General features: G+C 65.4%; 19 protein-coding genes, 1 other RNA gene and 4 pseudogenes. 14 read left to right on the plus strand and 10 right to left on the minus strand.

Going from position 1 to position 21,201, the window contains the following annotated elements; genetic code table 11:
• The first annotated feature begins 39 nt into the window (after window positions 1-39).
• Window positions 40-1,050 carry a 2-alkyl-3-oxoalkanoate reductase gene (gene oleD, locus F7R02_RS12235; protein WP_078591066.1) on the plus strand — a complete coding sequence of 337 codons (1,011 nt, stop codon included), beginning with the start codon at window positions 40-42 and terminating at the stop codon, window positions 1,048-1,050.
• A gap of 64 nt (window positions 1,051-1,114) precedes the next feature.
• Window positions 1,115-1,273, plus strand: coding sequence for a DUF1328 domain-containing protein (locus F7R02_RS12240; RefSeq protein ID WP_003468167.1), 159 nt, complete (start codon window positions 1,115-1,117; stop codon window positions 1,271-1,273).
• A gap of 84 nt (window positions 1,274-1,357) precedes the next feature.
• Here F7R02_RS12240 and F7R02_RS27325 read toward each other — a convergent pair.
• A pseudogene (locus tag F7R02_RS27325) lies at window positions 1,358-1,572 on the minus strand (hypothetical protein); the annotation flags it as partial.
• 126 nt (window positions 1,573-1,698) lie between these two features.
• Window positions 1,699-1,830: pseudogene (locus F7R02_RS27330) on the minus strand (D-alanine--D-alanine ligase A); the annotation flags it as partial.
• Between the two features lie 221 nt (window positions 1,831-2,051).
• On the opposite strand from F7R02_RS27330, the gene F7R02_RS12260 reads away from it, so the two are divergent.
• The 4 genes and pseudogenes from F7R02_RS12260 to F7R02_RS12275 all read left to right on the plus strand — a co-directional run bounded on the left by F7R02_RS12260 (window position 2,052) and on the right by F7R02_RS12275 (window position 5,897).
• Complete coding sequence (locus F7R02_RS12260; RefSeq protein WP_011050185.1) at window positions 2,052-2,696, plus strand: ubiquinone biosynthesis accessory factor UbiJ; 645 nt, start codon at window positions 2,052-2,054, stop codon at window positions 2,694-2,696.
• Entirely contained in the window at window positions 2,693-4,366 is a 1,674-nt protein-coding gene (gene ubiB, locus F7R02_RS12265) for a ubiquinone biosynthesis regulatory protein kinase UbiB (RefSeq protein WP_078591068.1), read from the plus strand. The genes F7R02_RS12260 and ubiB overlap by 4 nt, the downstream gene beginning before the upstream one ends.
• A 9-nt stretch (window positions 4,367-4,375) precedes the next feature.
• Window positions 4,376-4,879, plus strand: a complete 504-nt coding sequence (locus F7R02_RS12270) for a cupin domain-containing protein (RefSeq protein WP_078591069.1) — start codon at window positions 4,376-4,378, stop codon at window positions 4,877-4,879.
• Window positions 4,880-5,127: 248 nt separating this feature from the next.
• Window positions 5,128-5,897 (plus strand): annotated as a pseudogene (locus tag F7R02_RS12275) (pseudouridine synthase).
• A gap of 389 nt (window positions 5,898-6,286) precedes the next feature.
• Here the strand turns inward: F7R02_RS12275 and F7R02_RS12285 are convergent.
• The gene (locus F7R02_RS12285) at window positions 6,287-6,865 is read right to left on the minus strand and encodes a DUF2059 domain-containing protein (RefSeq protein ID WP_139370909.1); all 579 of its coding nucleotides are present in this window, start codon (window positions 6,863-6,865) and stop codon (window positions 6,287-6,289) included.
• A 55-nt stretch (window positions 6,866-6,920) separates the two neighbouring features.
• On the opposite strand from F7R02_RS12285, the gene arfB reads away from it, so the two are divergent.
• The 4 genes from arfB to dcp all read left to right on the plus strand — a co-directional run bounded on the left by arfB (window position 6,921) and on the right by dcp (window position 11,367).
• Window positions 6,921-7,352 carry an alternative ribosome rescue aminoacyl-tRNA hydrolase ArfB gene (gene arfB / locus F7R02_RS12290; RefSeq protein WP_078589699.1) on the plus strand — a complete coding sequence of 144 codons (432 nt, stop codon included), beginning with the start codon at window positions 6,921-6,923 and terminating at the stop codon, window positions 7,350-7,352.
• Window positions 7,353-7,354: 2 nt separating this feature from the next.
• On the plus strand, window positions 7,355-7,984 hold the full coding sequence (locus F7R02_RS12295) for a lysophosphatidylcholine acyltransferase (protein WP_078589698.1): 630 nt from the start codon (window positions 7,355-7,357) through the stop codon (window positions 7,982-7,984).
• An 89-nt stretch (window positions 7,985-8,073) separates the two neighbouring features.
• A complete protein-coding gene (locus F7R02_RS12300) occupies window positions 8,074-9,090 on the plus strand; it encodes an isoaspartyl peptidase/L-asparaginase family protein (protein ID WP_167521022.1) in 1,017 nt (338 codons plus the stop codon).
• A gap of 108 nt (window positions 9,091-9,198) precedes the next feature.
• Window positions 9,199-11,367 carry a peptidyl-dipeptidase Dcp gene (dcp, locus tag F7R02_RS12305; protein WP_167521023.1) on the plus strand — a complete coding sequence of 723 codons (2,169 nt, stop codon included), beginning with the start codon at window positions 9,199-9,201 and terminating at the stop codon, window positions 11,365-11,367.
• A 370-nt stretch (window positions 11,368-11,737) separates the two neighbouring features.
• Here dcp and F7R02_RS12310 read toward each other — a convergent pair whose 3' ends face one another.
• Window positions 11,738-12,793, minus strand: a complete 1,056-nt coding sequence (locus F7R02_RS12310) for an MBL fold metallo-hydrolase (protein WP_078589697.1) — start codon at window positions 12,791-12,793, stop codon at window positions 11,738-11,740.
• Between F7R02_RS12310 and F7R02_RS12315 the strand changes: the two are divergent.
• A pseudogene (locus F7R02_RS12315) lies at window positions 12,792-13,023 on the plus strand (hypothetical protein). The gene F7R02_RS12310 and the pseudogene F7R02_RS12315 sit on opposite strands and share 2 nt — an antisense overlap.
• Window positions 13,024-13,032: 9 nt before the next feature.
• Window positions 13,033-13,665, plus strand: a complete 633-nt coding sequence (locus F7R02_RS12320) for a TetR/AcrR family transcriptional regulator (protein WP_033485852.1) — start codon at window positions 13,033-13,035, stop codon at window positions 13,663-13,665.
• A gap of 35 nt (window positions 13,666-13,700) precedes the next feature.
• On the opposite strand, the gene F7R02_RS12325 is transcribed toward F7R02_RS12320, so the two are convergent.
• The 5 genes from F7R02_RS12325 to F7R02_RS12345 form a co-directional block, all read right to left on the minus strand.
• A non-coding RNA gene (locus F7R02_RS12325) (sX9 sRNA) lies at window positions 13,701-13,776 on the minus strand.
• Window positions 13,777-13,837: 61 nt separating this feature from the next.
• On the minus strand, window positions 13,838-14,215 hold the full coding sequence (locus tag F7R02_RS12330) for a VOC family protein (RefSeq protein WP_078589696.1): 378 nt from the start codon (window positions 14,213-14,215) through the stop codon (window positions 13,838-13,840).
• A gap of 68 nt (window positions 14,216-14,283) precedes the next feature.
• Window positions 14,284-15,012 (minus strand): helix-turn-helix transcriptional regulator, encoded by a 729-nt coding sequence (locus F7R02_RS12335; RefSeq protein ID WP_078589695.1) that lies wholly within the window; start codon window positions 15,010-15,012, stop codon window positions 14,284-14,286.
• Between the two features lie 147 nt (window positions 15,013-15,159).
• Window positions 15,160-16,419 (minus strand): cation:proton antiporter, encoded by a 1,260-nt coding sequence (locus tag F7R02_RS12340; protein ID WP_078589694.1) that lies wholly within the window; start codon window positions 16,417-16,419, stop codon window positions 15,160-15,162.
• Between the two features lie 347 nt (window positions 16,420-16,766).
• Complete coding sequence (locus F7R02_RS12345) at window positions 16,767-17,723, minus strand: LysR family transcriptional regulator (RefSeq protein WP_078589693.1); 957 nt, start codon at window positions 17,721-17,723, stop codon at window positions 16,767-16,769.
• A gap of 118 nt (window positions 17,724-17,841) precedes the next feature.
• Between F7R02_RS12345 and aceB the strand changes: the two genes are divergently transcribed.
• Window positions 17,842-19,458: a malate synthase A gene (gene aceB / locus F7R02_RS12350; protein WP_078589700.1), complete on the plus strand. Its 1,617-nt coding sequence runs from the start codon at window positions 17,842-17,844 to the stop codon at window positions 19,456-19,458.
• 168 nt (window positions 19,459-19,626) lie between these two features.
• On the plus strand, window positions 19,627-20,922 hold the full coding sequence (aceA, locus tag F7R02_RS12355; protein WP_078589692.1) for an isocitrate lyase: 1,296 nt from the start codon (window positions 19,627-19,629) through the stop codon (window positions 20,920-20,922).
• Window positions 20,923-21,074: 152 nt separating this feature from the next.
• Here the strand turns inward: aceA and F7R02_RS12360 are convergent.
• Window positions 21,075-21,201 (minus strand): integrase core domain-containing protein (locus F7R02_RS12360; RefSeq protein WP_151210081.1); only part of this gene is annotated, 127 nt, incomplete at its 5' end.

Genomic DNA, 21,201 nt, shown 5'->3' on the forward strand with positions numbered 1-21,201 from the left:
CGGCTATGGTGTCGTCCCTCAGAGGCGAGGTGTGGTGCGATGAAGGTATTGGTGACCGGTGGTGGCGGCTTTCTTGGCCTGGCGTTGTGCCGCGGCCTGCGCGCGCGTGGGCACGAGGTGGTGAGCTTCCAGCGCGGCGATTACCCGGTGCTGCAACGCCTGGGCGTGGGCCAGATCCGCGGCGACCTGGCCGACCCGCAGGCGGTGCGGCATGCCTTCGCCGGTATCGATGCGGTGTTCCACAACGCCGCCAAGGCCGGCGCATGGGGCAGTTACGACAGCTATCACCAGGCCAATGTGGTGGGCACGCAGAACGTGATCGAGGCCTGTCGCGCCAATGGCGTGCCGCGGCTGATCTATACCTCCACGCCCAGCGTCACCCATCGCGCCACCAACCCGGTGGAAGGACTCGGTGCCGATGAAGTGCCGTATGGCGACGATCTGCGCGCCGCCTACGCGGCGACCAAGGCCATTGCCGAACGTGCAGTGCTGGCCGCCAACGATGCCCAGTTGGCGACAGTGGCACTGCGACCGCGCCTGATCTGGGGGCCGGGCGACAATCATTTGTTGCCGCGCCTGGCAGCGCGTGCGCGTGCCGGGCGGCTGCGCATGGTCGGCGATGGCGGCAATCTGGTCGACAGCACGTACATCGACAACGCCGCGCAGGCGCATTTCGATGCGTTCGAACACCTTGCCGTGGGCGCTGCCTGCGCGGGCAAGGCGTACTTCATTTCCAACGGCGAACCGCTGCCGATGCGCGAGTTGCTCAATCGATTGCTGGCTGCGGTGGATGCGCCGGCAGTCACGCGCTCGCTGTCGTTCAACACCGCCTACCGCATCGGTGCGGTGTGCGAAACGCTATGGCCACTGTTGCGTCTGCCAGGCGAAGTGCCGTTGACGCGTTTTCTGGTGGAACAGCTGTGTACGCCGCATTGGTACAGCATGGAGCCGGCACGTCGCGACTTCGGCTATGTACCGCGCATCAGCATCGAAGAAGGCCTGCAACGGCTGCGATCCTCATCTTCCAACGACATCGCCATCACCCGATAAAGACCGGCATATCCACAAGATACGTCTGCGCCGATTCGGCACGACAACTTCTGGATACCTTGCCATGCTGCATTACGCCATCATCTTCTTCGTCATCGCCATCATCGCTGCTGTGCTGGGCTTTAGCGGTATCGCCGGTGCGGCGACCAACATCGCCTGGATCCTGTTCGTGGTGTTCCTGATCCTGGCAGTGATCTCGATGTTCCGTCGCGGCAAGGTATAACGCTTCGCTGCGATACGTCACGGCAGCGGCGCTGCCGGTTGGCGCTCACAGGGCCCGCGTCCGCAAGGACGCGGGCCCTGTGCGTTATGGCGGAATATGACCGGGTTTTGGCTGATGACAGCTGTTTTCCAGACACTGCACATGCTTGCCATTGGCCAGCACGGCATCGCCGATCGCGCAAACTCCAGCGGCCGATGCAGCGCCATCGAGGCGGCCAGCATCAGATTGACCTCGCACACCAGCCGCCGCTGTCTTACTGCATGTGGCTGACGGATGAGTTCGTCATGCAGCTGCGTAGCAGATCGCGCCGACGTGCATGCGCGCCATCACGATGCGATCGACATACAAACGCGTGCAAAGCGATCGGCCATCCGCCCCCCCGAAATTCGCAGTGGCATGAGGCGCGTCCTGGTCCAGCGCGAGCAATCGATACCGATCAGCACCGGCTCGAAGCGTCGCGGGTCCAGCGCATCCAGGATATTGCGCGCCGATTGCAACGAGACTTCGTGCTCGGCCGATTTGCCTCCGAAGATGAGGCCGACCCGAATCGTGCGCATTGCCTGCTCCTGCCATTTGAAGTGGACAGGATGCCTGTGGCGTATGCGCTGAAGGACGTCTTGCCGCAGACAGTGCTGGCGAACAACGCCGGCATGCCCGATGCGCCTGACCATGCGTCGCCGTGCCTAGCAACGACCGCACGACCGCCACACCGGCAGCCGGCGCACGTGCCACACCGCCGTCAAGCAGCTGCGACATGCAGGGGCGGTAGAATGCGGGCATGCCCGGATCACTCTTCAATTCCCTCAAGCCGCTCGCCGGCCAGGCCCTGCAGGCAGCGCTCAACCGTGCGCTGGCGCTGGACCCGGATACCCGCGAGGCCCTGCTGCCGCTGGAAGGCCAGCGCATCGCGTTGACCCTGGAGGCGCCTGCGCTGGCCCTGCAGATTCGCGTGCACGAGCGCCGGTTGCTGGTCGGCCCGGTCGATCAGGCACAGGAACCCGACCTGGCGGTGCGCAGCAGCCTGGCCGGCTTGCTCGGGCAACTGCCGTTTCTGGCCAATGCACGTCGCACCGGCGCGCCGGCCGGTCGGCTCAAGGTTTCCGGCGATGCCGAACTGGCGCGCCAGCTGCAGCAACTGGCCGGCCGCTTCGACCCGGATTGGCAGTTGCCGTTCGTTGCGGTGTTCGGCGACATCCTGGGCGTGCAGATCGCCGGCGCGGTGCGTGCAGCGCTGCAGCAGGCACGGCGCAGTGCGGTGGATCTGGCGCAGAGCGCGGCCGAATTCGTCACCGAAGAATCGCGCGATGTGGTGCCGCGCGCCGAGCTCGAGGCGTTCCACGACGACGTGGACGAGCTGCGCGATGACGTCGAACGGCTGGCCGCGCGCGTGAGCCGCCTGCGTGCGAGCGGAGGCGCGGCATGAAGGCGATCCTGCGGGCCAGCCGCATTGGCCGGGTGATCCTGCGCTATCGCCTGGACGCCTTGCTGGAAGGCACCCCGGCCGAGCGCTGGCTGCGTTTGGCCAAACCCTTCGTGCCGCGTGCCAGCGCCGAAATCGCCGCGCAATCGCGCGGTGCGCGGCTGCGCCTGGCGCTGCAGGAGCTGGGACCGATCTTCGTCAAGTTCGGGCAGATTCTGTCCACCCGGCGCGATCTGATTCCGGCCGACGTGGCCGAAGAACTCACCTTGCTGCAGGACCGGGTCAAGCCGTTCGATGGCCAGGCCGCGCGCCTGATCGTCGAAGCCGCACTCGGCCTGCCGGTGAGCGTGGCGTTTGCCAGCTTCGATACCGTGCCGCTGGCCTCGGCGTCCATTGCGCAGGTGCATGCAGCCACGTTGCCGCCCGATGCCAACGGCGTGCGCCGCGAAGTGGTGGTCAAGGTGCTGCGCCCGGAGATCGAGCGCCAGATCGATGCCGATATCGCGTTGCTGCACTCGCTGGCCACCTTGGTCGAGCGCACCCACCCGCGTGCCGACAAGATCCGTCCGCGCGAAGTGGTGGCCGAGATCGAAGGCACGCTGGCCGCCGAACTGGATCTGCAGCGCGAAGGCGCCAACGCCAGCGTGTTGCGCCGGTTCTGGGAAGGCTCGGACGATCTGTATGTGCCGGAAGTGATCTGGTCGCACACTGCCGAGCGCGCGCTCACGCTGGAGCGCGTGTACGGCATTCCGTCCGACGACATCGCCAAGCTCGACGCGGCCGGCATCGATCGCAAGGCGCTCGCGGCCAAAGGCGTGCGCGTGTTCTACACCCAGGTATTTCGCGACAACTTCTTCCACGCCGATGCGCACGCCGGCAACATCTGGGTCGATTCGGATCCGGAACGCCGCCTCAATCCGCGCTTCATCGCGCTGGATTTCGGCATCATGGGCCAGCTCTCGCAGGAAGATCAGTACTACCTGGCGGAGAACTTCATGGCGATCTTCCACAAGGATTACCGCCGCATGGCCGAGTTGCACGTGGAGGCTGGCTGGATGCCCAGCAACGTGCGCATCGACGAACTGGAAGCGGCAGCGCGCTTGGTGTGCGAGCCGTATTTCACCCGCCCGCTGTCGGAGATTTCGCTGGCGCAGGTGCTGATCAAATTGTTCCGCGTGGCGCAGCGGTACGAGTTGACGTTGCAGCCGCAGCTGATCCTGCTGCAGAAAACGCTGCTCAATATCGAAGGCGTGGGCCGGCAACTGGACCCCAGGCTGGATATCTGGGCGGTGGCGCGACCGGTGCTCGAACGCATCCTGCGCGAGCGTTACAGTCCGCGCCGCGTGCTGCGCGAACTGAGCAAGCGTCTGCCGGAGATCATGACCCATGCGCCGGACATGCCGCGGCTGGTGCACAGCTGGCTGAAGCAGCAGGTGGAAGGCCGCCATCAGATCGCCATCCGCTCATCCGAACTGCTTGCCCTGGACCTGAGCCTGCGCAAGCTGCAAACCCGCGTGGTGACCGCCATCACCGGCAGTGGGTTACTGGTTGTCGCGGCCGTGCTGTACGGCCTACATCCGGATGGCTGGTATCTGGGCACGGTGCCGGTGTGGAGCTGGATCAGCGGCGGCGCCGGTTCGGCCGCGCTGCTGGTCGCCTGGTTGCGGCGATAGGAGACGACCATGTCCGACGCAACCGATGCCTTGGACGCAAGCACACCGGTTGCCGGGATTGCCGCGCTGGATGCGCCACCGCGCACGCAACATTCCAGCTATCCGCCGGTGTTCGCCGCGCAGATGGGCGGCCGCCAGAAGCGCGCACTGGGCGAGGTGTTCGGGCTGCGCAACTTCGGCGTCAACCTGACCACGCTGGCGCCGGGTGCGCGCTCGGCGCTGCGGCACGGGCATTCGCAGCAGGACGAATTCGTCTACATCGTCAGCGGCGCGCCCAGCCTGATCACCAACGCCGGCGAGCAGTTGCTGCAGCCGGGCATGTGCGTTGGCTTCCGCGCCGGTGATGGCGATGCGCATTGCCTGATCAATCGCAGCCAGGCGGTGGTGACGTACCTGGAAGTGGGTGGCCGCAGCCCCGGCGATTGCGTGACCTATCCGGACGATGACCTGATGCTGGTCCCCATGGCGGATGGGCAGCGCGCGTACCGGCACAAGGACGGCACGCCCTACTGAGCGCGCGGGTGGTGGTCCATCTGTTGGCTTTGAATGATGCAACACGCCACGCTACGCGCATCGCCCGCTCTGACGGCGTGGTTCGGTCGCGTGAGATGCGAAGCAGCCACCCGCGCATTGGGCAGGCATCAGCTGCGTGGTAGCGCGCAGCAACCGCACCGTACGAGCGGTGCGGGTCGCAGCCGTTGCCGTGCGCGTGGCCTGGCGACGACACAGTCGTTTGTTCGCTGCGGCAGCGCGGCGATGCAGTGGCATGCGGTGTCGGCGATGCGGATAATCCGCAGGTGAGCATATCCCCCAAACATCTGCAGATTCTCTACCAGGACGATGTCCTGGCCGTCGTCGACAAACCCGCCGGCCTGATGGTCCATGACAGCAAGCTGGCGCGTGGAGAGGACGACTTCCTGGCCGACCGCCTGCGCGAGCAGCTGGGCAAGCCGATCTTTCTGGTGCACCGGCTCGACCGCGCCACCAGCGGCTGCCTGCTGTTGGCCTTCGATCGCGACAGCGCCAGTGCGCTGGGCAAGGCTTTGATGGCCGGCGAGGTGGAGAAACAGTATCTAACCGTCTGTCGCGGCTGGCCGGCCGAGGAGCGCTTCATCGTCGACCATGACCTGGACGGCGGTCCGGGCAAGCCGGTCAAGAAGCCGGCAGTGACGCATTTCCAGCGTCTGGCCACCGGCGAGCTGGAGATTCCTTCCACCGGGTTCACCACCTCGCGCTACGCACTGCTGCGCTGTCAGCCGCAAACCGGCCGCTTCCGGCAGATTCGCCGGCATATGAAGCATCTGTCGCATCACATGATCGGCGACACCAGCCACGGCGACGGCCGCCACAACCGCAGTTCCGCATGCTCGGCATCCACCGCATGTTGCTGCACGCCGAACGCCTGGAATTTCCGCATCCGGCCGATGGCAGGCGCATCGGCGTCACCGCGCCGCTGGATGTCGAATTTTACAGGGCCTGCGCGTTGTTTGGGTGGGAGATGGCGGGGTTGGGAGTCATGCAGACGGCGTGATGTGGCGTGCCTGGTTCGCAGATCGAGACGTTCACTCAGTCTGCTAGACATCTGCGCAAACGTCCCCTCACCCCAACCCCTCTCCCGCCGGCGGGAGAGGGGCTCAAGCGCGCGGGGCGGGAGAGGGGCTCGAGCGCGGCGCCCAATGCTCGCCTGCCGTGCTGCTTCCTTCCCCCGCTTGCGGGGGAAGGTGCCCGAAGGGCGGATGGGGGCCTGCTTGCAACAGGCGCTCTCCCGCGGGGAGTAAGGAGGCACCGTGTTCTTCCGTCACCGAAAGGTAAAGCACCGCCATCACCAACAACGCAATCCCACACCCACACTCGCACCCACACCCATCGCAGCGATCACGCGGTTCCCACTCCCCAATCTCGATTCTCCAATCCCGCCCCTCAGGGCTTCTTGGCCGGCGCAGGTTCGTTGACGATCTTCTCCAGATCCTTCTGCAGGTCGGCAAACAGCGGCAGCATCCTTTGCTGGATGGCGCCCATCAGGTTCTGGGTCAGGGCGGGGGTCTTGTCGAGCAGGCTCTGGCCGGCCGAGCTCTCGTAGAACTCGGCCATGGCCAGCACGTCCTCGCGCGAGAACGAGCGCTTGTAGATATCCACATACATCGGCCGCAGTTCCGACCACGACAGCGCCTTGCGCACGGTCTGGCGGGTGCGTTCCTGGATGCGTTGCAGCTGCGCCTGTTGGTCGGCGTCGAGCTGGCGCTGTGCGGTGAGCTGGGCGAATTGCTGCTGCTGCAATGCTTCGATCTGCGGCAGCATCGTGTCCAGCATGGTCTGCGCGCGCGAGGCGGCCAGCAGGCGGTTGATGTCGGCATCGCTGGGCGCTTGCGCCCACGCGGCCGGGGCGGCCACGGCCAGCAGGGCCGACAGCAGCAGCCGGCGGGCAAGGCTGCGCGCGGCAGTGAGCGAAGAAGTAGGTGTCATCGGAGCATCCTGCAAACGGGGGACCGGCCGCAGCATACGGGAGCTGGCGTTCGCGCGCGCGTCCACGCCGCTGCCGATACAATCGGCGCACATGGACAGCGACCCGATCCAGATCACCCTCAGCCTGACGATTCCGCCCAGCGAACTCGTCGAGCGCTTCGTGCGTGCCAGCGGCGCGGGCGGGCAGAACGTCAACAAGGTGTCCACTGCGGTGGAGCTGCGTTTCGACGTGGCGGGGTCGCCCTCGCTGCCTGAGCCCTTGCGGGCCCGGTTGCTGTCGCGGCGCGACCGCCGCATGACGGCCGACGGTGTGCTGGTGATCGACGCGCAACGCTTCCGCACCCAGGACCGCAACCGCGACGATGCGCGCGAGCGACTGGTCGAAATCATCAGTGCGTGCCTGTCGGTGCCCAAGCGCCGGGTCGCCACCAAACCGAGTCATGGTGCCAAGCTGCGGCGGCTGGATGCCAAGCGGGAACGCAGCCAAATCAAGCGTGGACGCTCGGCGTCCCACTGGGAGTAAGCGTGAGTCAAGCCGACCCGTCGTTGCCACCGGTAACACAGGCCAACATCCTGCTGCAGCCATCTCCGCCCCGGATGCCGCGCGCCCATGGCCGCTTCATCCGCTGGCTGGGTCGTACCGCCTTGCGCGTGACCGGCTGGCGCCTGCTTGGGCGGCTGCCCGACGAGCCCAAGCTGGTCATGATCGTGGCCCCGCATTCGTCCAACTGGGATGGGTTTGTGGGATTTGCGGCCAAGTTCGCGCTCGGCTTCGACGTGCGCGTGCTCGGCAAATCGCAGTTGTTCTGGTGGCCGCTGGGTCCGCTGTTGCGCAGGCTCGGCGCCATCCCGCTGGACCGCAGCTCGCCGCAGGGCACCATCGGCCAGGCGGTGCGATTGATCCGCAACTCCGAGCAGATGTGGTACGTGATCACGCCCGAAGGCACACGCAAGCGCGTGGAGAACTGGAAGGCCGGCTTCTGGAAGATCGCCTCCGATTCCAAGGTGCCGATCCTGCCGGTGTATTTCGACTACCCCAGCAAGACCGTGGGCATCGGCGAGCCGTTCTGGACCGGTAACGACATGGCCGCCGATATCGCCGCCATTCGCATCTGGTACCGGCCATGGCGCGGCAAGCATCGCGATACGTTGTGAGTGGCGTGGCGCGCGGTTGAAGGATGGCCGGCGTTGCTTGGTGAATCCGGTCCGCCTGACGTGAAACATTCACTCCATCGAGGAACTTCATGATCGCTAAGTCCGCACGCGCGTTATGCCTGTCGCTCTTTCTGCTGCTCATCGCCGGCCCGGCGCTTGCAGCCACGCCGATGCTGGTCATCCATGGTGGCGCGGGCGTGGAGAAATCCAGCCTTTCCAAGGACGAGCAGGCGCAGGCGCGCGAGGCGATGCAACGCGCACTGCGTGCCGGGCACGCGGTGCTGCAACGTGGCGGCAGTGCAGTGGATGCAGTGGCCGCTACCATCACCGTGCTGGAGGATGCGCCGCAGTTCAACGCTGGCCGCGGTGCGGTGTTTACCCATGACGGCAGGAACGAACTGGACGCGGCCATCATGGATGGCGCCAGCGGCAAGGCCGGTGCGATTGCCGGCGTGCACACGGTCAAGAACCCGATCCTGCTGGCACGCAGCGTGATGGACCGCTCCAAGCACGTGATGCTGGTCGGCGACGGCGCTGAAGCGTTCGCGCGCGAGCAGGGCATCACCCTGGTGGACCCGGCCTATTTCCGCACCGACAAGCGCTGGCAGCAACTGCAGAAAGCGCTCAAGGCCGAGGCCGGCGACCGCCAGGCGCAGGCCGAGCTGGATCTGGAGACCGCCAAGCATTTCGGCACCGTCGGCGCGCTGGCGCTGGACCGCGACGGCCATCTGGCTGCCGGTACCTCCACCGGCGGCATGACCAACAAGCGCTATGGCCGGGTCGGCGATGCACCGATCATCGGGGCCGGCACCTATGCCAACAGCCAATGCGCGGTGTCCGGCACCGGCTGGGGCGAGTTCTACATCCGCGCCGTGGCTGCCTACGACATCTGTGCGCGCATGAAATACGCCGGGCAATCGCTGCAGCAGGCCGCCGAGACCGTGATCGACCAGCAGATCCCGAAGGCCGGCGGGGACGGCGGCGCCATCGCGCTGGATGCACAGGGCAACCTGGCGTTTCCATTCAATACCGAGGGCATGTACCGCGGCTGGATCGGCGCCGACGGCACCGCGCATGTGGCGATTTTCAAGGACGAGACGTTGTAACGCCGCCATCCCCAACCGCGGCCTTCCACCCAATCCAACGGCACATGCCAGCGGTCGCGAAACCCGCTAGCGTGCCCGGCTGCACTACCCACTCAGGAATCACACGCCATGTCGCGTACCGTCGTTCTGGCCGCTGCCATCACCCTGGCACTGGCTGCTTGTTCTGGAAAAGAGTCGTCTGGCCAGGAGTCCACCACCGTGCCCGAGAAAACCGCCCCGGCTCCGGCCGCGGATGCTGCATCCAACCCCTTGCTGACCGCCAGCACGCTGCCGTTCCAGGCGCCGCCGTTCGACAAGATCCAGGACGCCGATTATCTGCCGGCGTTCGAAGAAGGCATGCGCCAGCATCTGGCCGACATCCGCAAGATCGCCGATAACCCAGAAGCGCCGACCTTCGACAACACCATCGAAGCGATGGAGCGCGGCGGCGAAACGCTCACGCGCGTGTCGCGCATCTTCTTCGGGCTGGTGCAGGCCGATACCAGCGACGCACGCCAGAAAATCCAGGAAGAGATCGCGCCCAAGCTGGCCGCGCATCAGGACGAGATCAATCTCGACCCCAAACTCTTCGCCCGCGTCAAAACCATCTACGACCAGCGCGACACGCTGAATCTGGATCCGGAGCAGAAGCGTCTGGTCGAGCGCGACTACGAAGAGCTGGTACGCGCCGGCGCGCAGTTGTCCGATGCCGACAAGGACAGCCTGCGCAAGCTCAACGTGGAAGAAACCACCCTCTCCACGCAGTTCCATACCCGCCTGGTCGCCGCCTCGGCTGCCGGCGCGGTGGTGGTGGACGACAAGGCCAAGCTCGATGGCCTGAGCGAAGGCGATATCGCCGCCGCGGCCGATGCCGCCAAGGCCCGCAAGCTCGATGGCAAGTATCTGCTCACTCTGCAGAACACCACCCAGCAGCCGGTGCTGGCGTCGCTGAAAAATCGCGAGCTGCGTGCCGAGGTATTGAAGGCCTCTGAGACGCGCGCGGAAAAGGGCGATGCCAACGACACCCGCCAGACCATCCAGCGGCTGGCGCAGCTGCGCGCGCAGAAGGCCAAGTTGCTCGGCTTCGACAACTACGCCGCCTACAGCCTGGGCGACCAGATGGCCAAGACGCCGGATGCCGCGCTCAAGCTGCTGACCGACACCGTGCCGGCTGCCACTGCCAAGGCACGCCGCGAAGCGGCCGAGATGCAGAAGGTCATCGACGCGCAGAAAGGCGGCTTCAAACTCGCCGCCTCCGATTGGGACGTCTACGCCGAGCAGGTGCGCAAGGCCAAGTACGACCTGGACGAATCCCAGATCAAGCCGTACTTCGAACTGGACAACGTGCTCAACAACGGCGTGTTCTACGCCGCCACGCAGCTGTACGGCATCACGTTCAAGCAGCGCACCGACATCCCGACCTATCACGCGGATATGAAGGTGTATGAGGTGTTCGATGCCGACGGCACCTCGATGGCGTTGTTCTACACCGACTACTTCAAGCGCGACAGCAAGTCCGGTGGCGCGTGGATGGACGTGTTCGTCGAGCAAGACGGCCTGACCGGTGCCAAGCCGGTGGTCTACAACGTGTGCAACTTCACCAAGCCGGCCGCCGGCCAGCCGGCGCTGCTCAGCTTCGACGACGTCACCACCTTGTTCCATGAGTTCGGCCATGCGCTGCATGGCATGTTCTCCAAGGTGAAGTACCCCTCGATTGCCGGCACCAGCACCTCGCGCGACTTCGTGGAATTCCCCTCGCAGTTCAACGAGCACTGGGCGTCCGATCCGAAGGTCGTCGCCAACTACGCCAAGCACTACCAGACCGGCGCAGCGATGCCGGCCGAGCTGGTGGAAAAGATCAAGAAGGCCAAGACCTTCAACAGCGGCTACGCCACCACCGAATACCTGTCGGCGGCGCTGCTGGATCTGGCCTGGCATACCCAGCCGGCCGATGCGCCGCAGCAGGACGTGAGCAAGTTCGAAGCCGATGCCTTGAAGCGCTTCAAGGTGGATCTGGCCGAAGTGCCGCCGCGCTACCGCAGCAGTTATTTCGATCACATCTGGGGCGGCGGGTATTCGGCCGGGTACTACGCGTACTTCTGGTCGGAAGTGCTCGACGACGATGCGTTCGAATGGTTCAAGGAAAACGGTGGCCTGACCCGCAAGAACGGCGATACCTTCCGCGCCAAGATCCTCTCGCGCGGCAATACTGTCGATCTGGCCACGTTGTACCGCGATTTCCGCGGCAAGGACCCCAGCGTCAAGGCGCTGCTGGAAAACCGCGGGTTGACCGAGTGAGCGATGTGCGTGCGTAGGCATGCATGCCTCGCCAGTGCGATTGGCAAACAAAGACGGGATGGCCATGGCCATCCCGTCTTTGTTCGTGCGCATGTGACGCGCTATGTGACGGTGTTTCCACTTTCAGGATCAGCATTCAGTTTTTCAACGCACCGTGCGCGGGTACATGCCACATCTTGCCAGTCGTATCCGCATGCCTGCCGCTGCAGTGCGAGACGCGCAGATCGAGACGCGAGGCAGTGGCACTAGCGATGTCGAAGAGCCTGACGTTGCCGATGTTTGCGTCACGCTGTGCACGCAGTCACCAGGACGCCGGCAAGCACCATGGCGTAGCCACCCCGCAGCCCACGCCAGCCCCGCAGCCCGCCGCTTACGGCGTTGCCACCAACCCATCCGACGCGCTCGCCGCAGCGTCCTGCGGCCACCAACGCACGCGGTTGCCGGGGGTATTCAAGTCCACGCGCTCGCCCATGCACGGGGTGATCAGTGCGACGCCAGCGCAGTCGGCCAGCGCCACGATCCGGTCCAGCGGCTCCTGCCACGCGTGCATGGCCAGATCGAAGGTGCCGTTGTGGATCGGGAGCAGGCTACGGCCGCCGACGTCGATGAATGCCTGCAGGCTCTGCTCCGGCTGCATGTGCACGTGCGGCCACATGTGGTCGTAGGCGCCGTTTTCGATCAATGCCACATCGAACGGCCCGAGCCGCTCGCCGATGGTCTTGAAGTGCGGGCCATAGCCGCCGTCGCCGCTGAAGAACAGGCGCAGGTCGCCTGCCTGGATCACCCAGGAACACCACAGCGTGCGCCCGTTGTCGAACAGCCCGCGGCCAGAAAAATGTTGCGACGGGGTGGCGGTGAGCTGCAGGCCGGCGACGCAGATCGACTCCCACCAATCCAATTGCCGTACCTTGGCCGGGTCCACGCCCCAGCGCACCAGCAGGTCGCCCACGCCCAACGGGGCGACAAACACGCCGACACGGTCGGCCAGCGCGCGGATGGTGGCGCGGTCGAGATGGTCGTAGTGGTCATGCGACAGGATCACCCCGGCCAACGGCGGCAGCGCATCCAGTGCAATCGGCGGGGCGTGGAAGCGCTTGGGCCCGGCGAACGGCACCGGCGAGGCGCGTTTGGAAAACACCGGGTCGGTCAGCCACAGCCCGCCCGCCAGCTTCATCAGCAGCGTGGAATGGCCCAGCCGGTACAGGCTGCGATCCGGCGCGGCCAGCAGGTGCGCGCGTGTCAGCGGCTGCACCGGCAAGGGCGCGGCGGGCACCGTGGTGCGGGGCTTGCCGAACACCATGGCCCACATCAGGCCGAGCTGCTCGCGCAGGGTCATGACGGTGGTCGGCAACGGCATCGCATTACGGAAGCGGCCAGCGCGAAACTGTGGCGAATCGGCGTAGGGGGAAGGACGTGGGGGAGCCATGGGAAGTCCGAGCAAGACGTGGGAGAGCAGAAGAAGTACGAGCGATCAGGCAACAGCGATGCAGCAAGCACTCGGTGCACCTGGCGTAAGGATCGGCACGGACGGGACGTACAGGCAGCTTCCTACACACCAACTGCGGCGGGATGACAACGGCGGATCACACCAGCGCCAGGAGATATTACACTGCACAGTGTAGTTTTATTTTCGTGAAAGTAAACTACCAGGTGTAAAATCGCCAGATGTCGACCGCACCCTCCCTTCCGGCCACGCCCCAGCGCCTGACCGACCGCAAACGCAACGCCATCGTCGAGGCCGCCATTGCCGAGTTCCGGCAGCACGGCTTCGAAGCGACCAGCATGGACCGTGTAGCCGCCACCGCTGGCGTTTCCAAACGCACGGTCTATAACCACTTCCCCAGCAAGGACGCCTTGTTCGGCGAGATTTTGCGCGGGCTGTGGCAACGCAGCGCCGAGGCGGTGAATCTGGCGTATCGGCCCGATCAACCGCTGCACCTGCAGTTGATCGCCTTGCTGCAACAGAAGCTGCGGCTGTTGGACGACCCGGCGTTCATCGATCTGTCGCGCGTGGCCATCGCCGAAGGCATCCACTCGCCGGCGCGGGCGCGCGAGTTGCTGTCGCAGCTGGGCAGCAAGGAAGAGGGCACCACCACCTGGCTGCGTGCCGCACTGGCCGACGGCCGGCTGGCAGGCGTGGAGCCGGACTTCGCCGCGCAGCAGTTGCAGGCGCTGGTGAAGGGCTTTGCGTTCTGGCCGCAGATCACCCTGGGCCAGCCGCCGCTGTCGCCGCAGCAACAGACGCAGGTGGCCGAATCGGCGGTGGCGATGTTCCTGGGGTTGTACGCGCGCAAGTGAGCGCGCGTCGGCACGCTCGCTTGCGCGCTTAGGGCGGCAAACGAACGTAGCGAGCAGTCGTCGGGTGGGCACGGCCGGCGCACTCAGAGGCGCAATGGACGAGTGGTACACGCCGATTCCGGGCACCGGCCGCGCACGCCTGGCGGTGCGCGCAGGCGTTTGGTGGCTGCTCTTAGTCCTTCGACCACACCGCCAAGGGATAGCCATGCGGGTCGGCAAAGTGAAAACGTCGCCCGCCCGGAAACGCGAACACCGGTTGGGTGATCTGCCCACCTGCCGCTTCGATGCGCGTCTGGCTGCGTGCCAGATCATCGGAGGCGAGCACCACCAGCGCGCCGCCCGGTTGCGGCGTGCCGTGGAAGAAACCGCCGCTCAGGCGGCCGTCGCGGAATTCGCAGCCGCTCAGGCGGCCGTCGCGGAATTCGCAGTAGTCGGGGCCGTAGTCCTGAAATGTCCAGCCGAAGGCCTGCCCATAAAAGGCTTTGGCGACGGCGATCGAGTCGACGGCAAATTCCAGATAATCGATGCGGTGCTGCGTGGCGTCGGTCATGGCGTGCTCCTGAGTAAGTGCACAGCATGCGGATTGCGCACGCCGGTGGCTTGGCGAAAACGGCCAACTCAGCGTGCGTGCTGCTGCACCAGTGCGCGCGGGCTCAGCCCGGTGAGCTGACGTGCATCGCGCACCAGGTGCGGCGCATCGCCGTAGCCGGCGTGCAGCGCGGCCTCGGTCAAGTTGCGGTGCCCTCGCACGATCCGCAGGAAGCGCTGCAGGCGCAGGACGCGCTGCAGCGTCTTGCTGCCATAGCCGAATGCGTCCTGGCAGCGGCGGCGCAGCGAACGCTCGCTGATCCCCAACGCATCGGTCAATGCGCTTAGCCGTGTCGGCGTGCCGACGGCCAGTTGTTCGAACAGCCAAGCCATCTGCGGATCGCGCGCTGCGGCGTGCTGTTGGCAGAGTGCCTGCAAGGTCTGTAACGGATCAGCGCCGTCTTCCAGGCGATGCTGCCACGTGCGGCCCTGCACGCCCCAGAACGATTCCAGCGCGACGCGTTGGTCGGCAATGGCGTGTAACGGCAGCTGCAGCAGACCGGCCGCCACGCCCGCCGCCAGACGGACACCGGTCAACGTCGTGCCTGCTGCCACCGATGCGGGATTGGCCATGCGGTCCGGCCCGGCGACGAATACTTCGCTGCCATCCCAGATCAGATCGACGCTGCCATCGGGCAACACCAGCACCGGTTGCGTCGCGCGACTGCCCTGGCGAAATTGCCAACTGCACTGTAGCCGCGCGCGTAACGCAGGCGGCGCCGCGCTTTGGGCATAACACGACTCAGCTAGGTTGGACATGACGGAACCCTGCGGGGAAGCGGATGCGGGCGTGTGCTGTGCCGCAACCTCGAGCGCGCGGTGATTCAACGCCATGCGCTCGGCCGCAGCGCAGTTGCATGCACGGTATCCGGCCTGACGCGGCACCGCAGTACCATCGCGCCCTCATCAGTGAGGCGAGTTGCTTGCGGCCAGCGCATCGGCCGCTGCGTGCCGTCTGCCCTGGAACCTGGCCACCATCGGCGACGCCATCACCGTGGTCACCAGCGTCATGCCGAACAACAGCGTAAACAGATCCGGCCCGATCACGCCGCTATCCAGTCCGATCTTGATCACCACCAACTCCATCAGCCCGCGTGCGTTCATCAGCGAGCCCACGGTGAGACTGTCGCGCCATCGATGGCCGCTCAGGCGCGCACCCAGCGTGCAGCCGAGCAACTTGCCGCTCACCGCCACGCCGATCACCAGCACAAGTCCGCTCAGGCCGGTGCCGGCGAACGCGCCAGGGCTGGTGGCTTGACCGGCAACGGCGAACAGCACCGGCATCAGCAAGGTGATGGCCAGCGGCTCGATGCGCCCGGCCAGATGCTCCAGCAGGCGGTCATCGCGCGGCAGGCAGATGCCGAACAGGAAGGCGCCAAAGATCGCATGCAGCCCGATCCACTCCGCCAGCGCGGCGCATGCCAGCAGCCCGATCAATACCCATATCAGCGCGCTCGGTGCATACCGGCCGTCATGCGCGCGGGAGCGCAGCAGGCGCGCATAGGCAGGCTTGAGCACACCGAACACGCCGGCGATCAGGACCAACGCACCGATGGCCGTGAACGCCACACCGCCATGCGCGTTGTTGCCGGTCAGGGTCAGCACGATCGCCAGGAAGATCCATACCGTGGCATCGTCGATCACGGCCGCGCCCAGCGCCAGGCGGCCGGCCGGCGTCCGCGTCATGTTGCGGTCCTTGAGGATGCGTGCCAGCACCGGAAATGCCGTCACCGACATCGCCGCGGCAATGAACAGCGCGAACGGCCAGAAGCTGACGCCTTGCGGTGCGAAGCGCGGGAACAGCCACGGCGCGGCAGCCAGACCGAGCAGCAGCGGCAACACGATGCCGGCCACGCCCACCAGGACCGAGGCACGCACTTGCGCCTTGGTGCCTTCCGGCGCACGCAATTCCACGCCGACCACGAACATGAAAAGCACCACGCCCATCGTGGCCAGGCCGGACAGCGGCGGCAGGGTTTTGGCGGCGAACAACGCCGTGTGCAGGTCGGGCAGCCAGGCACCGAATGCGATCGGACCGAGCAACAGCCCGGCCGCCATTTCGCCGATGACCGGCGGCTGTCCAATGCGTTGCAACAACGCACCGCACAGGCGCGCAGCGCCCAGGATCACCGCCAACTGCACCAGCAACAACGTGGTTTGATTCATCGCCTCAGCATTCCAGTGGTTGAGTCGGCTCGGCCCTCGCGTCCTGCAGGTCATCGGCCAGTTCCCCCAGACCGACGGCACAGCGATGCGCCGCATGCGCTGGCTGCTAGTTTATGCGTGACGACGCGCTGCGATCACGTTGGTGATCGACACGCGCAGGCAATGCGCTTGAAGTGAGATGCTGATGGCCCGATGCACGCACCGGCATCTTGTCGCGTTCGCTCGCATTGCTCGATGGCACACGCGCTTAGCGCGCTTCATCGAGCGTCTTCCGGCGCATGCGCGTGCTGGATGGCGTGACGCGTGCTCGCATCGCCAGGCGATAACGCTGGGCCATATCGAACGGCTCAACGCTCCGAATCGCCGCTCTCGTCATAGCCACGCGGGGTGAACAGATCCGGCTGGATCAGCTCGATAAACGCGCGTGCTTGCGGCGACAGATACTTGCCCTTGCGCACCACCACGCCGTAACTGCGGGTCGGGAAAAAGTCCTTCAGCGAGCGCGTGGCCAGCTTGTCGCGGTCGGCCTCGGTGAGGCAGATGGCGGTAACGATGGAAATACCCATGCCCATCGCCACGTATTGCTTGATCACCTCCCAGCCGCCCACCTCCAGCGCCACGGTGTAGGGCACGCGCGCCTGCTGGAAGATCAGATCGACCAGGCGGTAGGTCACCTGCCGGCGCGGCGGCAGGATCAATGGATACGGCGACAGATCCTGCAGCGAGACCTCGGCCTTGCCAGCCAACGGATGGTCGGGCGGGGTGATCAGCAATTGTTCGAAACGGTAGACCGGCGCGTAGTTGAGGTCGGCCGGCACGTCCAGCATCGAGCCGGCCGCCAGATCCACCGCATCTTCGCGCAGCAGGTCGGTGCCATCGGCGCTGATGGCGTTATGCAGGGTCAGCCGCACGTCCGGATGGCGCGCGCGGAAGTTGGCCACGATGCGCGGCAGCAGGTACAGGATGGTAGAGCTGTTGGCGGCGATATTGAGTTCGCCGGCATCGAGCCCGCGCACCTTCTCGCGAAAGCTCGCTTCCAGCCCATCCAGGCTTTCCACCAGCGGCTGCGCCATGTCGTACAGCAACTGGCCCTCGCGGCTGGGCGCCATGCGTCGCCCGGAGCGCTCGAATAACGGCACGCCCAGATCACGCTCCAGCGCTTGCAGCTGCAAGGTCACCGCCGGCTGGCTGACATAGAGCGCCTCAGCCGCACGTGAGACAGAGCCCAGACGCACCGTCTGGCAGAACGCGCGCAACGGCTTGAGCCGATCGGATTTGTAGGAAAATCGAGGGGTTGGCGCCATAGTGCTGCGCTGCGCTTGTTTAGTATAAGTCAGCCTTATTTACAGCATTGATAAAACTGCTTTGTCAAATAGTTGCATCGGGCGCACGGTGCAGGTCCGGATGCACAAGGACCTCCACATGGCTGCCACCGCGTTTGCTCCCCGTCCCATCGACCACGCCACGCCCGGCATTGCGCTGACCACCCAGATCGCTGGCCAGGCAGAACTGCTGCCGGCCGCTGCGCTGGCCCTGCTGGTCTCGTTGCACCGGGCGATCGAGCCCGGCCGCCAACAGCGTCTGGCCCAGCGGCGCCAGCGCCAGGCCGCCTTCGACGCCGGTCAGCTGCCAGACTTCCGTACCGACACCCGGGCCATCCGTACCGGCGACTGGCGCGTGGCCCCTCTGCCGGTGGCGCTGCAGGACCGTCGCGTCGAAATCACCGGCCCAACCGACCCGAAGATGGTCATCAACGCGCTGAACTCCGGCGCCAAGGTGTTCATGGCCGACTTCGAAGATTCCACCGCGCCGACCTGGCGCAACCTGCTGGCCGGCCAGCGCACCCTGGCTGCGGCGGTGCGCGGCGATCTCAGCTTCGATGCGCCCAACGGCAAGCATTACGCCCTGCGCCCGGAGGCCGAACGTGCGGTGCTGATCGTGCGCCCGCGTGGTTGGCACCTGGACGAAAAGCACGTGCTGATCGACGGCCAGCCGCTGGCCGGCGGCCTGTTCGATGCGGCGTTATTTGCCTTCCACAATGGCCGCACGTTGCTGGCCAAGGACCGCGGCCCGTACCTGTATCTGCCCAAGCTGCAGAGCATGGAAGAAGCCGCACTGTGGGACACCGCGCTGGCGCATATCGAAGCGATGCTGGGCCTGCCGCATGGGCAGATCAAGGTCACCGTGCTGATCGAAACGCTGCCGGCGGTGTTTGAGATGGACGAAATTCTCTACGCGCTGCGCGAGCGCATCGTTGGGCTCAATTGCGGGCGTTGGGACTACATTTTTTCCTACCTGAAAACCTTTCGTGCGCACCGCGACCGCGTGCTGCCCGAACGCGGCCAGGTCACCATGACCCAGCCATTCTTGAAGGCGTATTCGGAGCTGTTGATCAAGACCTGCCACCGCCGCGGCGCGCATGCGATGGGCGGCATGGCCGCGCAGATTCCGATCAACCACGATGATGCCGCCAACGAACAGGCCATGGCCCGCGTGCGCGCCGACAAGCTGCGCGAAGTGACCGCCGGCCACGATGGCACCTGGGTGGCGCATCCGGCGCTGATTCCGGTGGCGATGAAACTGTTCGACGAACACATGCCCACCGCGCATCAGCAGCATGTGTTGCGCAACGACGTGCAGGTGACGCGCGACCTGCTGATCGCGCCCTCGCCGGGCAATGTCACCCGTGCCGGGTTCGAAGGCAATGTCGAAGTATGCGTGCGCTATCTGGCGGCCTGGCTGGACGGCAATGGCTGCGTGCCGATCCACCACCTGATGGAAGACGCCGCCACGGCCGAAATCAGCCGCGCGCAGCTGTGGCAATGGTTGCACCACGGTCAGCACCTGGATGATGGCACCGCCATCGATCAACACCTGCTGCAGGCGACCCTGCGCGCACTGCCCGCACGGTTGGGAACCGCCACCGCGCTGCCCGGCGCTGCACGGATCGATGAAGCGATCGCCTTGCTCGAAGAGCTGAGCGGCGCCGACGAACTGGCGGACTTCCTCACTGTACCGGCGTACCGCCTGATCGACTGATCGCCAATGCGGCGACGCCTCGCCACCGGCGTCGCGCAGCTTCCAGTTCAACGCAGTCAACGCCCGTTGCGCACGCACGCGCAACGACGGCCTCGCCATGCCGCCTGCCTTGGCATGCCCGCCATTCCTTCATCGTTCCATCCGTCGTACTTCTCAGGAGAACGCAAGATGAGCACTACACTGCAAAGCGCCGAACAACTGCAGCAGGACTGGTCCAACAATCCGCGCTGGGCCGGCATCGCCCGCAATTACAGCGCTGCCGATGTGGCGCGCCTGCGTGGCACCGTGCATGTCGAGCATTCGCTGGCACGCCTGGGTGCAGAAAAACTGTGGGATTCCCTGCATGCCACGCCGTTCGTCAATGCGCTGGGCGCGCTGACCGGCAACCAGGCCATGCAACAGATCAAGGCCGGCCTGAAGGCGATTTACCTGAGCGGTTGGCAGGTTGCCGCCGATGCCAATCTGGCCGGGCAGATGTATCCGGATCAATCGCTATACCCGGCCGATTCGGTGCCGGCGGTGGTCAAGCGCATCAACAATACCTTGCTGCGCGCCGACCAGCTCCATCATGCCGAAGGCTACGATGCCATCGACTTCCTGCAGCCGATCGTGGCCGACGCCGAAGCCGGTTTCGGCGGCGTGCTCAACGCCTTCGAACTGATGAAGGCGATGATCGAAGCCGGTGCGGCCGGTGTGCACTTCGAAGACCAGCTGGCCTCGGTCAAGAAATGCGGCCATATGGGAGGCAAGCTGCTGGTGCCCACGCGTGAGGCGATAAAAAAATTGAATGCCGCGCGCCTGGCCGCCGATGTGCTGGGCGTGCCGACGGTGCTGATCGCGCGCACAGACGCCGAAGCCGCCGACCTGATCACCAGCGATGTGGATGCCAACGATCAACCGTTCACCACCGGCGAGCGTACGGTCGAAGGCTTCTTCAAGACCCGCCATGGCCTGGACCAGGCAATCAGCCGCGGCCTGGCCTATGCCCCGTACGCCGATCTGATCTGGTGCGAAACGGGCAAGCCGGACCTGGAATTTGCGCGCGCCTTCGCACAGGCCATCCATGCCAGGTTCCCCGGCAAATTGCTGGCCTACAACTGCTCGCCGAGTTTCAACTGGAAGAAGAATCTGGACGACGCCACCATTGCCAAATTCCAGACCGAACTGGCGAGCTATGGCTACAAGTTCCAGTTCATCACCCTGGCCGGTTTCCATGCGTTGAATCACAGCATGTTCCATCTGGCGCACGGCTATGCGCGCCGGCAGATGAGCGCATTCGTCGAATTGCAGCAGGCCGAGTTCGAGGCGGCGGAGATGGGATTTACCGCAGTCAAGCATCAGCGCGAGGTGGGCACCGGCTATTTCGATGCAGTGACCCAGGCGATCCAGCAGGGGCAATCGTCCACGACCGCGTTGCGTGGCTCCACTGAAGAAGAGCAATTCCAAAGCGACAAGGCGGCCTGATTGCTGGCAGCACTGCGGCACCTGGGCGCTCAGTTGATGCAGCTGTCTCCATGGCAATGGACGACCAAGGCAAATTCAGCAGGCGCGACATTGCGCCACCCTGGGAGGGGAGGGCTCGGACGACGTCCCCCCACCCTGAGTAGTGGTTTGGTTTAGAGTCCGGGGGTAATGATATCGGTGTTTGCCAGATGTTGGGCATAAGCAGCCGGGGTCATGCCGCCGATCGCCTTCTTGGGTCGGTCCTCGTTGTATTCGCGTCGCCAGCGTTCGATTTCGGTG

The sequence above is a fragment of the Xanthomonas cissicola genome (assembly GCF_008801575.1).
Classification (GTDB): Bacteria; Pseudomonadota; Gammaproteobacteria; order Xanthomonadales; family Xanthomonadaceae; genus Xanthomonas; species Xanthomonas cissicola.